Annotated in this window: 11 protein-coding genes; 3 read left to right on the top strand and 8 right to left on the bottom strand. The window is 39.9% G+C overall.

The annotated features are described in order from the left end of the window. Positions 1–30 precede the first annotated feature (30 nt). The 7 genes from IEX65_RS02865 to IEX65_RS02835 form a co-directional block, all read right to left on the bottom strand. Positions 31–2,811: a 2-oxoglutarate dehydrogenase E1 component gene (locus tag IEX65_RS02865; protein WP_188764463.1), complete on the bottom strand. Its 2,781-nt coding sequence runs from the start codon at positions 2,809–2,811 to the stop codon at positions 31–33. A 189-nt stretch (positions 2,812–3,000) separates the two neighbouring features. Next, entirely contained in the window at positions 3,001–3,900 is a 900-nt protein-coding gene (locus tag IEX65_RS02860) for a PorP/SprF family type IX secretion system membrane protein (RefSeq protein ID WP_188764461.1), read from the bottom strand. A gap of 158 nt (positions 3,901–4,058) precedes the next feature. Next, positions 4,059–4,673, bottom strand: coding sequence for an NADPH-dependent F420 reductase (locus IEX65_RS02855; protein ID WP_188764459.1), 615 nt, complete (start codon positions 4,671–4,673; stop codon positions 4,059–4,061). A gap of 12 nt (positions 4,674–4,685) precedes the next feature. Then, positions 4,686–5,618 (bottom strand): bestrophin family protein, encoded by a 933-nt coding sequence (locus IEX65_RS02850; RefSeq protein WP_188764457.1) that lies wholly within the window; start codon positions 5,616–5,618, stop codon positions 4,686–4,688. A gap of 3 nt (positions 5,619–5,621) precedes the next feature. Beyond that, positions 5,622–6,278: a hypothetical protein gene (locus IEX65_RS02845; protein WP_188764455.1), complete on the bottom strand. Its 657-nt coding sequence runs from the start codon at positions 6,276–6,278 to the stop codon at positions 5,622–5,624. Then, positions 6,268–6,642 (bottom strand): VOC family protein, encoded by a 375-nt coding sequence (locus tag IEX65_RS02840; RefSeq protein WP_188764452.1) that lies wholly within the window; start codon positions 6,640–6,642, stop codon positions 6,268–6,270. Before IEX65_RS02840 ends, IEX65_RS02845 begins: the two co-directional genes overlap by 11 nt. A 4-nt stretch (positions 6,643–6,646) precedes the next feature. Further along, the gene (locus IEX65_RS02835; RefSeq protein WP_188764450.1) at positions 6,647–7,405 is read right to left on the bottom strand and encodes a type 1 glutamine amidotransferase domain-containing protein; all 759 of its coding nucleotides are present in this window, start codon (positions 7,403–7,405) and stop codon (positions 6,647–6,649) included. Between the two features lie 135 nt (positions 7,406–7,540). Between IEX65_RS02835 and IEX65_RS02830 the strand changes: the two genes are divergently transcribed. Then, positions 7,541–7,879 (top strand): winged helix-turn-helix transcriptional regulator, encoded by a 339-nt coding sequence (locus IEX65_RS02830; RefSeq protein WP_188764448.1) that lies wholly within the window; start codon positions 7,541–7,543, stop codon positions 7,877–7,879. 71 nt (positions 7,880–7,950) lie between these two features. Here IEX65_RS02830 and IEX65_RS02825 read toward each other — a convergent pair whose 3' ends face one another. Further along, positions 7,951–10,149, bottom strand: a complete 2,199-nt coding sequence (locus tag IEX65_RS02825; RefSeq protein WP_188764446.1) for an alpha-galactosidase — start codon at positions 10,147–10,149, stop codon at positions 7,951–7,953. A gap of 157 nt (positions 10,150–10,306) precedes the next feature. On the opposite strand from IEX65_RS02825, the gene IEX65_RS02820 reads away from it, so the two are divergent. Together IEX65_RS02820 and IEX65_RS02815 are read left to right on the top strand one after the other, a co-directional pair. Continuing rightward, entirely contained in the window at positions 10,307–12,544 is a 2,238-nt protein-coding gene (locus IEX65_RS02820; RefSeq protein ID WP_188764444.1) for a hypothetical protein, read from the top strand. Between the two features lie 263 nt (positions 12,545–12,807). Beyond that, positions 12,808–13,119, top strand: a complete 312-nt coding sequence (locus tag IEX65_RS02815; protein ID WP_188764442.1) for a LytR/AlgR family response regulator transcription factor — start codon at positions 12,808–12,810, stop codon at positions 13,117–13,119. The last annotated feature ends 43 nt before the right edge of the window (positions 13,120–13,162 follow it).

Here is a 13,162-nt window from a genome sequence, read left to right as displayed (position 1 = left end):
TTTTCTAAGGCTAACTTAGTTTCTTTGGTGTTATTTGGCTGCAAAAGCTCTTTCAACTAGGTCGGCTTGCTCTTTTGCGTGTACCTTCGTGAAGCCTGTTGCTGGCGAAGCACTCGATTTACGAGCTACTACATTACCCAAACCAACTTCTGGGAATTCACGCAATACAAATGACCAATAACCCATGTTTTCAGGTTCTTCTTGTACCCAAAGGATTTCTGGTTTTTTATACTTGCTTAATTCCGCCTCAACTTGCGTTTTCGGGAATGGGTGCAACTGCTCAACTCTCACGATGGCTACATCGGTGCGACCTTCTTTTTGTTGTTTGTCGAGCAAATCGTAATACACTTTTCCGCTGCAAAGCAATACTCGTTTTACCTTTTTAGGGTCGGCGTATTTATCTCCGATAACTTCTTGGAAGCTTGTTCCTTCGGCAAAATCGCTCATTGCTGAAACCGCCAGCGGGTGACGCAACATTGATTTTGGAGATAAGTGAACACAAGGCTTGCGGAAAGGTAATGCTAATTGACGACGCAACATGTGGAAAATGTTGGCTGGCGTAGTACACGTACAAACGTACATATTATATTCAGCCGCCAGTTGCAAGAAACGCTCTGGACGAGCATTTGAATGCTCAGGGCCTTGACCTTCATAACCGTGTGGTAATAATAATACCAAGCCATTCATTGAGTTCCATTTCGACTCAGCGGCTGAAATGAATTGGTCAATCATGGTTTGAGCTCCGTTGGCAAAGTCACCGAATTGTGCTTCCCAAATTACGAGTGCATCAGGGTTGGCCATTGCGTAGCCATATTCAAATCCCATTACACCGTATTCCGATAATAATGAGTTATAAATCTCGAATTTGCCTTGTCCTTCGCCTAAATGAGACAAGTTGTTATAGTTTTGGTTGGTTTCAGAGTCGTGCAATACTGCGTGACGGTGCGTGAATGTACCACGTTGTACGTCCTGACCTGTGAAACGAACAAATTTTCCTTCATTAAGAATCGAACCGTAAGCCATCAATTCACCTACCGACCAGTTGAATGGTTTGTCTTGAGCGAAGATTGCTTTTCTTTCATCTAAAATCTTTTCGATTTGTTTTAAAGGCTTAAATCCTTCTGGAACATTCGATAATGCTTTTCCAACTTTGTCAATTACTTCTTGTGAAATACCTGTTGCTGGCGATTTCTCGAAATCTTCTGGTACCGAACGACGAAGTTTTTCCCAAGCCTCTTCCAATTTTGGTTTTTGGTAAGGCAATTGTTTTTGTTTTACTTTCGCCAAAAGGTCTTGCAATTCGCCCTCGAAACTTTTCTTCATTTCTTCGGCAAATTTTGTATCGGCTTCGCCACGAGTCATTAATTCTTGTAAGTAAATTTCACGTGGATTAGCGTGTGAGTCGATGGTTTTGTACATCGTCGGCTGAGTCATACGTGGTTCGTCTGACTCGTTGTGACCATATTTACGGTAACAAACCATGTCAACGAATACATCACGGTTGAATTCCTGACGGAATTCTGTTGCCAACTTCATAGCGTAAACAACTGCTTCGGGGTCGTCGCCGTTTACGTGGAAGATTGGGGCGTCAATGATTTTTGCGATGTCAGAACAGTAAATTGCCGAACGAGCATCATCAAAATCGGTTGTGAAACCTACTTGGTTATTGATTACAAAATGGAGCGTTCCGCCTGTGTAATACGCAGGAAGGTTCGACATTTGTGTTACTTCATATACAATACCTTGACCCGCTACGGCTGCATCACCGTGAATTAAGATTGGCAATACTTTATCATAAATATCGTCACGGTCGTTTGGTTTTACGGCCGCTTTCTCGAAGTGAGCATCTGCTCTGGCACGTGCATAACCGACCACTACTGGATTTACGGCCTCTAAGTGCGAAGGGTTCGCCATGAGTTTTAAGCTTACACGGTGGCCTTCTGGTGTTTCCACTTGGCTGGTGTAACCCATGTGGTATTTTACGTCACCATCGCTGTATGATTCAAGCGTTACGTTTTCTTCAAACTCGTTAAATACTTGCTCATAAGGCTTTTGCAAGATATTTGTCAAAACGTTCAAACGTCCACGGTGAGCCATTCCTATTACAACTTCTTCAACGCCAAGCTCTGCTCCACGGTTGATTGCAATATCAAGGGCTGGAATCGTTGACTCTCCACCTTCGAGCGAGAAACGTTTTTTACCTAAGAATTTTGTATGAATGAAATTCTCGAAGTTTACAGCTTCGTTCAATTTCTCAAAAATGCGAAGTTTTTGGTCACGGCTTGGGTCGAAATACAAATATTCGTTTTCGATTTTCTTACGCAACCAGTTTTTTGCTTTTCTATCTCTGATGTAAAGGTATTCAAACCCAATTTTTCCGAGATAAACTTTCTTCAAAGCATCTACAATTTTGCGGAGTGTAGCGGCTTCTCCGAACAATTCTACCCCAGCTTCAAATACAGTATCTAAATCTGCATCAGAAAGATTAAAGTCAGAAAGGTCGAGCATCGGTTGACGGTCTTTACGTCCGCCGATTGGGTTAGTTTTAGAAAGTAAGTGTCCACGTGAACGGTATCCACGAATTAAATGAACAACTTCCATCTCCTTGCGGGTATGCTCTGCACTTACGGGAGCTCCGTTTGTTGAAGCCTTTGTTGCTCCGTTTGAGCCATTAAATGTTTGATTGAATTCAAAACCTTTGAAGAAATTCTGCCAGCTTTCGTCAACAGAAGTTGGATTTTCTTTGTATTGTTGGTAAAGTGCGTCCAATGCGGCTACGTCGGCATTGGCAATGTATGAAAATTGGTCCATTGAACTATGGTATATGTCGGAAATGAGTAAACTTTATAATCTGTGCAAAGTTACAGTACGTATTCTATAAAGTAACATTTTTTTTGCAAAATTCAAATAGATAAACTAATGATTAATGTTTAATGCTTGATGATTAATGCAAAATCCTGCTTTTTATAAGCAAATTCAGTTTTCATCGAAACCTTCTAATTAATAATATTTCAAACGATTGGTACTACGTTCATCGCCACGACCCTCATATCGGAAATAAATCTGTAAAATGCCTCTTTGTTGGAAATTGCTTGTAGGCGACCCCGAACTATTAAAGGTTGGCGGTTTAGCGTCGTAAGATGCTCCGAGACGGATGGCATCTGATACTTGAAATTCGGCCATCGGAATGAGTTTATTGGTTCTTGCTCCACTCACTTCTTGCGAACGATACGAAACACCTAAACCAAACTTACGGCCAAACCATGCTTTCCCATTAAGGTAAAAACCATTTCCAACTGCCTTATTGGTTTCAATCAAGGCACTGATATTAAACATCGTGCCGTCGTATTCACCTAATGAAAAACCCAACATTGTATAAAAAGGTTTTTTACTATTGAAAAGACCCTCGTCGTTAATGAAAAGAACTGGTTTTGAAAGACTAACGTAGAAACGTTCGGCATTTAGCAAACCTCCCAAACCTGCATACGGATACATTTGTTTTAGACCAAGACCCGCCAAAAGTGTAGGTTGATAAATAAAGCCTGCATCAGCTCCAAGGCCGACCGAGAATAAATCACCCACTTGTTTGCGGTAGGCATAGGAAACTTTTACGCCCGAATTATTAAATCCAACAATATTACTATTGAAGGCTTGTAGCCCCAAACCACCACGACCTTGTTGAATTGCTCCATCGGTTGAGAAAAGTTGATAGATTTGTTGTGGGCGAAGTGTTCCGTTAAATTGGTTTCCGAGCATGGCATTCATGCTGAAAGTTTCTCTTGCACCCGCAAAGGCAGGGTTAAGTGCCAAAAAATTAAACTGAAATTGGTCTTCGATAAGCGTTTGAGCATTTGCTAATGATGAAAACGCTATGCAGGCAGCGAGAAAATATTTTTTCATGTGGTAATGTTTTTTTCTTTTTAGAATAACAAAAATACGACCAAAAGAATTAGAATAAAATTAAAAAAGTCACCCATCTGATTAGGTGACTTTTAGTAAAACGAAGAAAATCGTTTATAAGTGCGAGTTATTTTATAATTAAATACGCCTCAAATCGCTTATCTGCGAATAACCTTGAAGGCCATATCTCGGCCATGACCTTGCATGATGGCTAAGTTTATCCACGAAAGGGCAAATTTTTCGAGTAATTCTACTTTATCGGCTTTTCCAAAATCTATGCAGGTGTCGAATCCGCAGTCTAAAGCCAGTTGCTTGGCCACTGCTTTTGCTTTATCGCTATCGCCAGCCATAAACATATCAATTCCTTCGCCGTTGTAGCTGGGGTTTAGCATATTTTCAAAACCCGTAGTATTGAAACATTTTACGACTTCGGCATTGGTTTTGTCGGCCAAGCAATGATACACCGTTTTGTACGGTTCGGGTGTTTTCATTACCGAATTGGTGGCGTCAATGAGTATTTTGCCCGATACATCGCCCAATTGTTCTAAAACCTCAAAGATTGCCGTCGGTGGCGTGGCAATGAGTATCACTTCCGACTGCTTCACGGCATTTTCGATGGCTGCAAATCTATCTTCACCAATTTTTGTTGCCAAATTGATGTTTTTGTCGCTTAGAGGAAATTTTGCACCGATTAAAACCGTATGACCAGCCTTAACCCATTGTTGTGCCAATGCTCCTCCAACATTTCCCGAACCAATAATTGCTATTTTCATATATTGTTGATTTTAAAATAAATATCCATTTTTTGCTTCTAATTTTTTGGGCAAAGGTTCGCCCAGAGCTTCTTTTAAATCCCGTTCGATAGTATTGCAGAGTGCCGTCATTGGTATATCCGAAATGTTGTTTTCAAAAGGATTTTCGTTGATTTCGCCTACTTTATTCATGACCGAAAATACAAAACTGATGATAAAACTCACAGGAATGAGCATCCAGTCGATGTTCATTTTTTTGAAATCGCCAATTAGACAAATAGGTAATACAAAAATAAAAACATAGAGAAATAATTTAGTAAAATATTGATAATTCATGGGAAGTGGCGTGTTTTTGATACGCTCGCAAGCTCCTTGCCAATTACTAAAAGTTGCCAAATTAGGTTCCATACTAATATTATCAAAAGCCCCCAACATTTCCTTTTGCATGGCTTCTTTTATTCTAATGCCTTGCATTTGAAGCAAAATATTTGGCCGATTTTGCTTGTTTTTGAGGTTTTCATACTCGCTTTCAGTGAGTAAATGCCGAAATTCTTCTGTGGTATTTTGCTTTCTGAGATGCAGCCGTAAACTGTGAGCAAAGGCAATTTGACGGTTAATCATTTCTTTTTTGTATAAATCGGCTTCCTGCTTATTGGCTTTGCCGATTGCCACGGCGTTATCGACGTTTGCGATGATTTGTCGGGCAAAAATGCGACTATTGTTGATGATTCCACCCCAAATAGTGCGAGCTTCCCACCATCGAGCATAACTACTCTGATTGCGGAAGGCAATAAAAATAGCCAATGCAGAACCTAAAATTCCTGCAATAGAAAACGGTAAAGCAATATCAATCGCCTTGTATGTGTGCAAAGCAAAAACGCTTGTTGCCACGAGTAGCGTTGTGAGTGTTTCTGAACGAATATTCTGAAACACTTTTCGCAAATCAAAATTTCTTTTTACTATCATTTTCTAAAATTCATATCGTGTAAATGCTCCAAAATTTTCGTTTTTGATGAAAACACCCTTTCCCTGTTGGGTCAAGTCTAAACCTGCACCAAACTGAAATTCTTTTATTTTTAAACCCAGCCGAAATCGTTGTGTGAATGCGAGGATATTTTGTTGATTAGATGGAAAGCTATTGATGAGTTCGATTTGTGAAAATAAATTGAGTTTATCGGTCAGTTTTGGGGTATATCGGCCCAAAAAGAAAAAGTCTATATTCGGTTTACTGAGGGTTTCGGAAACTGCCCAACTGAAAATCGTATAATTTTTGGTGATTTTTGCAAATTGGATACCTGCTTTCGGAGAAATGCCTCTGTTTAGTATTTGAACCACCGCCACAGGAGCAAAACCTTTTAGTTTTGGGTGGTTGTAGCTGAAGGCCTCTGTGAATCCGAATTGGGGTAAGTTGGTGGTTTGTGTGATGGCATAGTCAATACTCGCTCGGTTTCGGTTGAAAAACAAGAATTTTGATGGCTGCCCTGCTTTGTTTTTAAAGAACTTGAAAAACATGATATCGACAGAGGCTTTCTTATGACCCGCAAAAACTTCTACGGGAATTTGGGCAATGGCAATGTTTCGCAGAAGAAACATTACCATTAAAAGCAGAGTTGTTTTATTGTTCATCAGACAACAAGCCGATTTTATTTCCTTCACTATCAATGATGATAGCTGCAAAACCAAATTTGCCAAGATTCATTTCGGGAATGATTACTTTTCCACCAGCACTTTCAACCTTTTCGACAGCACTGCTCAGTTTCCCAAAAGCATTGAGATAAATTACTGCTCCATCGGTAGTAGGTTTTAAATCTTCACGCACTACGATAGAACCCCCAACTGCCTCGCCAGTATTGAAAGGCACATTGAATAAAATTAACTCACCATTGCCAAATGTTCCTTTTCTTACGTTTCCGTGCAAGACCGAAGTGTAGAACTGAAAGGCTCTTTCTAAATCAAGAGCGGGAATCTCAAACCAATTAATAGCATTCATTGTGTTATTTATTTAATTGTTTCACTACCAATTCGGCAGCGGCTGCACCCGAATTTTGTTGTTGTCCTGTAATCAAATTTCCGTCTTCGATGGCATAAGAGCTAAAAGGTGCAGCTACTTTGAAGGTAGTTTCTGCTATTTTTCTGGCTTCTGCTTCAATTCTGTACGGCTGAATTTTCATACCTACGGCTTGGTCGGCAAATTCTTCTTCGGCATCGGCAAAGCCTGTCCAAGTTTTTCCTTTTACTACTAAGTCGCCATCAGATTTTTTTGCGTCTAAAAGCAAGGTAGTTGAATGACACACGGCGGCACTTGGTTTGTTGGCTTCATAAAAAGCAACGAATAGCTTTTCTAACTCATGATTGCCTCTGAAAGTGTACATCGGCCCTTGACCACCCACCAAAAAGATGGCATCATAATTAGCGGCATCAACCTCGGTTAGCTTTTTGGTATTTTCGAGCATGGCGTTAAACTCAGGTTTTTGTAAATACCCCAGAGAAATTACGTCATGTGCCGAATAACCACTGGCATCGGTTGGATTGGAATATCCGTCCATTTCTAATTTTCCGCCTTCGGTCGAAACCAATTCTACTTCATAGCCAGCTTCTTGAAACACTCTCAAAGGATGGGTTAATTCTGCTGCCCAAAAGCCAATCGGCCAGCCCGTTTGTTTACTTACGCTTGGCGAACTTGCCACCATTAAGATTCTTCCTTTCGTAGGTGCACCATGAAAATGCACGTAATTGTTTACTTCTGTTATCATGTTTTTGTTGGATTTTATCAATGTTTTTTAAATTTTACTTTGCAAATCTGCAAACTGTATCTACTTTTACCAATAGTATAACCCAAAAGTGCGATACATACTTTTTAGAAAGTAATTGATAAACAGATAGTTAGTATGTCAGATTTTATATACAACGGGAAAGTTTACTATAATCCAGTGCAGCTGGTGATGGAACAAATTGGTGGAACTTGGAAAGCTCCCATTCTGTGGAGATTGAAAGACCAAACCATGCGTTACGGAGAATTGCGAAAGGATATTCCGCATATTTCGGATAAAATGCTGACTACGCAGCTCAGAGAATTGGAAGAAGATGGCTACATCCACCGTGAAGTTTTTGCGGTAGTGCCACCAAAGACAGAATATAGCCTAACAGAACAAGGAAAGGAAATCATAGAACTCATAACAACGATACGTAATTATGGGCTTAAAATGATGGAAAAACAGCATATATAAGAAGTAAATCTTTACAAGAAAGCAGTCGATAAGGTTCTATCGACTGCTTTCATACTATAATCAATTATCTGTTATTTTACTTCATTGATTTCAAGCACTACACTTGTGCGTCGGTGTGAAAGATTTGGATTGATGCCGATTGTCATCAGATATTCGCCCGAATAAATAGTTTCTTCGTTGATAGACGATTTTGTTCCAGGATAAACGTTTATTTCCTTGATTTTATATTTTTTGCTGGCATCTAAGCCTTTTAGCTTGGTGTTTGAGAGCAATGAATTAAGGTCGTAGCGGTTATCTACCAAGTAATTGAACATCACAGCTTGGTCTTTTTTATTGCTTACAAATTGCACAGATGCCATTTGATTTTCAAAAGGATTTACCAAGCGATACATATCTCCATGCCAAATCGTTTGTTTAAGATTTGCGTAGTTTTTTAGTGCATTTTGGCTGAAAAGAAGTTCTTTTTCGTCTAATTTGTTTACTACGATGTCATAACCCATTTTACCCATCATGGCTACATCGGTACGAAACTTAATACCAACTTTACTCCAATCGGTTATGTGGTTGCATTGGGCAATAGCTGGGTAATAGTACGAATACTCCCATTGCATAAAAATACGCTCCATTGGGTCGGTATTGTCAGATACCCAAAATTCGGTAAAGTATTTCAAGGCTTCGTAATCTACACGGCCACCACCACCCGAGCAGAGCATCATTGGTATTTTTGGGTATTTGGCACGGATTCGCTTCAAAACGCTGTAAAGCCCCTTTACGTAATCAACATACAAGTGTGTTTGAGGCTTTTTTATCCGCTCCAAATACATTGAGTGGGCGTTATAAGTCACGGCGTTGCAGTCCCATTTGATGAAAGCGAGTTCTGGGTTTTTAGTAAATAAATCGTCCAGAACACCAAACACAAAATCTTGTACTTCGGGATTGGCTAAATCGAGCGGTAATTGATTGCGGAAATAAACTTCGGGGCGATTTGGCTCACGAATGACCCAATCGAGGTGCTTTTCGTATAATTCTGATTTCGGATTGACCATCTCAGGCTCAACCCAAATGCCAAATTTTACGCCAGCCTTGGTAGCTTCTTTTACTAAATATCCGATGCCGTTAGGCAACTTTTTCTTGTTTTCTTGCCAATCGCCCAAGCCTGCGGTATCGCCATTGCGTGGATATTTGTTAGCAAACCAGCCATCGTCAAGTAAAAACATATCAACGCCCAAATCTTTTGCTCCTTTGAAAAGGCTCGTCAGTTTATTTTCGTCAAAATCAAAATAAGTGGCCTCCCAGTTGTTCAGAAGTGTTAGACGATTGCCTTCACCATCTAAAATTCGGTATTTTCTGGCCCAATCGTGCATATTTCTACTGGCTTCGCCTTGTCCGTTTTCTGAATATGTATAAATAAATGACGGTGTACGGAATTCTTCGTTGGGAGTAAGCGAATACTCAGACGCATGTGGGTTAATGCCCGCCAGCAAGCGTAAGTTGTCATAGGAGTCTTTCTCGAAATCTATTTTAAAATTGCCCGACCAAGCCAATGTTCCGAGTAAGACTTTGCCTTCGTCTTCGGTAGCTTGGCGGTCGAACGAAAGCATAAAAGTTGGTGGCTGATACAAATTAGCTCTTGTTCCCAGCTTAGAGTCGAGGGTTTTGATTCCTGCCGTAAGTTTGGTGTCTTCGGGCTTCATTTCTTTGGCCCAACTACCATGATAGTGGTGCAGATAAAAATCTTTGGCTACGAAGTAAAGGTTAGCCGAAGCATATTTTTTGAGCAAAATGCCACTCTTTTCTTGGTTTTTGATGCTACTCCATTGCTCAATGACGTTTTCTTTGAAATAAACTTTGAATGATAAGGTTACTTCTGTTGCATAAACTGGGTCACGCAGAAGTATATTAGTTTGCGAAACATTCTCGTCAATTTTTTGTGTGCTATAACTAACAAGTTTCAAGTCAGATGAAGTATTGCCATCGGCGTGGAGAATTTCTAAAGCAGGTTCTACCAGATTCCAAGAGCCACTTGGCGTGTAGATAGAATTATAAATTCCTGCGTTATTATCGTTGTATTTGAGCGATTTTGCTAAAATTTCATACTCAGAGTTTTGTCGAAGTTTTTTTCCAAAATACGCAACGCCTACTCGATTATCTTTATCAATGTGCAGTACTAACGCATTTTGACTCGTTTCGATGGGAATTGTAGTTGGAATTTGTGCAAATAATTGGTTAAAACCTATCCAGATGGATACAAGTAAAACTAATTGTTTCATGTAGGTTGAAAGGTTAAAAAGTAAGCCTCAAAGATACTGAAAAAACATTTGTGAGTGATGAAGAACAACTCATTTCGATTTTGACTCAATAGAATATAACTGCTTTTCGTTGAAAGTTCATAAATTTGACTTGATTTAGCTTTTAAACTTTATTTTAATGAGAAAAAACTTTGCTGTACTATTGCTGATTGTTGCTTTTTTTGATGCCACGGCTCAGTTCCGAAAGCTAATTTTACGTCCCCGTCACGGACAAATTATCGGGCAATGGCAAGCTACTAATCAACCGCTCAGAGCTTGGCTCGATGGCGATAAAATGTTTGTGATTCAGGGCGAAATGGACAGCTTTGTGGTGCGTGGGGCAAATATGCTTTCACGCTCTGATGTTGTAACAAACTATAAAAATTATGTGCAGTATTTTGCCGAACCAACGGCCAATGGTGGGCTTGAAATGCCGAAAAGTTTTGTCATTCCGCAATTTTGTTTAGCACAAAAAACACCTGATGGCACAACCGTAATTTTGTGCGGACAAAAAGCCATTGATGCTACAAACTCAACCAAGTCAACAGTCCCTTCAAAAGAAAAACCAAACACAATTCCGCAAGAAAAACCTACAACTTTACCGCAAACTCAGCCTCCTTTGCTATCGACAACTCGACGAGGAAAAAGTATTGATGTGAATTTTTCGGGTTTCCCGAAAGTAACGGATGGATTCAACTATCTACGTGCCGACGGCTCGGTGCGTGAAGTGCTTTCAAAACTTAAAGTTGAAAACGGTAGGTTAAGCGACGAACAATGGAGCAGGCCGTTTATGAATGATAAGAACTACGAAAAGGGTTTTTATATTGGTTTAGGCGAAAAATCGAATACAGCTGCTTTACAGAATTTAGATATTTCGGAAATGGCAGGTTTCGACCTTAGCGTAATTGAAGTTTATACAGAAAAGGGTAAACATTGGAACGCCCGTAATTGGTTACAACAATATATTACAGTTCCAGGCAAACGTATGACAACTGATACTATTAGTAATGCTATTTATTTCTGGAATCCTGCCCAATATGTGAGCGAAAGTATCTTACCCGATTTTTATGATGCTTTTCCTGAATTTACGCTCCCAAAAGGTAAAATCGTGAAGTTTTCGTATTTATCAGGAACTGATATTGATGGCGAAAAAGCCATGAAACGAGGTGTGACCTATGTACATAACGCTCCAAATGCAGCTCGTAGAGCGTGGATGGATTATGATAATTGGTTGTATGAATCTGGCTGCCCGAAGGCCTATACAACTACCGAAGAGGTGGTAAATCAGTGGCTCGATAGGGTAGATGCCAATGTTTTACGCAAAAATTTTGCAGAGGTGGTAAGTCCAAATATAAAAACTGGTTATCTGAGCCTCAATTTTGAGCCAATTGGAGTTTGGAACAGCAGTAAAAGCATCGGGAAAATCGGTATTGCTTTGCAAGAACTCAAACGCCAGAATGCCGAGGGCGAATTTGCGATTTGGAGTCTGAATCCGAGAGGTGTGAGCCGTGCAAAGTTTGAAGGAGAACGAGACGCTCAAGGAATGACAAACGTGCTAAAATGGCAAGGAAGTGGCTTTGAAGCATATAATCGAGCATTTTCTATATTTCCAACACGAAATGTTTGGAATTCGGTGCGAGATGCCGTAACGGTGTCGCAGGTTGGGAATTATTGCAATGATTTACGGAATGTAGGTACGATTTATCACTTAATGACTGAAGGGCTTATCTCAAAGAAAATAGAACCAACAAAAAAGGCTTTGGCCAATATTTGGCACGAAGTAGAAGCAATGGACTGGCAATTGGGCGAGCAAACGCACCGAACATCAAGCGGAGAAGTTTTTAGAATCAAAACTAAGCCAATCGTTCCGCCCGATTTGATGCAAAGTTGGGGCGTTTGGAGTATGTGGCTTGATGGTATTGACCTTTGGAGCGACCCAAACATCAAAGTAGATAATCCTGATTTGTGGGGAAGTAAAGCTATGGAACTCGACACCGAAAAGTACCGAGAAAACCGTTTTGGTGAACGACTTTCGAGTTATCCGTTTCAATCACAAAAAAATATTGATTGGCTCATGGCAGGTGTGTGGGCAATGAGCGTAAACAAAGATATTATTGATGCCAATACACCCATCGAATATCCCGATGTTACGCTTCCCGATGGCCGTCGAGTGACGGGCGATAACAAACTCCCGACCGAGGCTTTTATCAAAGGCTTTCCGTTAGTGATGAAAAAACGTGACGATGATAGTAAGGATATTCTTTACACAGCATATTGGGGGCATAATCCTGCCAATAAAGCAGTAAAAATTGTAGTCGATGGTCAAGAAATTATCATCAGAGGGCAGTACACGAGTGTGGTTAGGGTGAAGTTATAAAATAAAAAGATTAATAATTTTTACATCTTAACTTATGTTGCGAGGCACAAATCATCGAATGATTTGTGCCTTTTTAATTGATAAGCACAAAATATGAAATGTTTTTGCGAATACCCCCATTTATAGGGGTTGGCTATGATTTTTTCAATCGCTTTATTTGTGTACTTCTCGCTACACATACACAATTTTTGGGAGATAAAACGACTTTTGCTGTTGATTTTAATTCATATATGCCCAAAAACTAAACTACCATGAAAGATGTAATGATTAACATTCGGACTAAAGTTTCGCCCGATAAGATTCTATTTTGTGAAGCTGATATCAACTACACCCGCATTTATTATCAAGACCGTATGGAAATCATAGCGGTTACTCTCAAAGATGTCGAAAAACGATTAGACAGCCAGTACTTTTATCGCATTCATAAGTCATATTTGGTTAATATCCAGTATGTTATGCCCAATGATTTTAGCCGTGAGATACTTATGCCTAACCAACGCTCAATTACAGTGTCACGCCGCCGTATGAGTCTATTCAAAAAAATGCTTAAACACAAGCATTTAATTATGGCATGAGTCTAAAAATATTATCTTTGACGTAAGCACTGTAAAACCTAAG

The organism is Emticicia aquatilis, assembly GCF_014644295.1.
GTDB classification, from domain to species: domain Bacteria; phylum Bacteroidota; class Bacteroidia; order Cytophagales; family Spirosomataceae; genus Emticicia; species Emticicia aquatilis.
Note: the sequence above shows the minus strand (reverse complement) of the source record. Positions and strands in the feature narration are given on the sequence as shown.

Bases quoted from the DNA above. Each gene is read 5' to 3' on its own strand.
- IEX65_RS02865 (WP_188764463.1), bottom strand. From the start codon at position 2,811: ATGGACCAATTTTCATACATTGCCAATGCCGACGTAGCCGCATTGGAC.
- IEX65_RS02860 (WP_188764461.1), bottom strand. From the start codon at position 3,900: ATGAAAAAATATTTTCTCGCTGCCTGCATAGCGTTTTCATCATTAGCA.
- IEX65_RS02855 (WP_188764459.1), bottom strand. From the start codon at position 4,673: ATGAAAATAGCAATTATTGGTTCGGGAAATGTTGGAGGAGCATTGGCA.
- IEX65_RS02850 (WP_188764457.1), bottom strand. From the start codon at position 5,618: ATGATAGTAAAAAGAAATTTTGATTTGCGAAAAGTGTTTCAGAATATT.
- IEX65_RS02845 (WP_188764455.1), bottom strand. From the start codon at position 6,278: ATGAACAATAAAACAACTCTGCTTTTAATGGTAATGTTTCTTCTGCGA.
- IEX65_RS02840 (WP_188764452.1), bottom strand. From the start codon at position 6,642: ATGAATGCTATTAATTGGTTTGAGATTCCCGCTCTTGATTTAGAAAGA.
- IEX65_RS02835 (WP_188764450.1), bottom strand. From the start codon at position 7,405: ATGATAACAGAAGTAAACAATTACGTGCATTTTCATGGTGCACCTACG.
- IEX65_RS02830 (WP_188764448.1), top strand. From the start codon at position 7,541: ATGTCAGATTTTATATACAACGGGAAAGTTTACTATAATCCAGTGCAG.
- IEX65_RS02825 (WP_188764446.1), bottom strand. From the start codon at position 10,149: ATGAAACAATTAGTTTTACTTGTATCCATCTGGATAGGTTTTAACCAA.
- IEX65_RS02820 (WP_188764444.1), top strand. From the start codon at position 10,307: ATGAGAAAAAACTTTGCTGTACTATTGCTGATTGTTGCTTTTTTTGAT.
- IEX65_RS02815 (WP_188764442.1), top strand. From the start codon at position 12,808: ATGATTAACATTCGGACTAAAGTTTCGCCCGATAAGATTCTATTTTGT.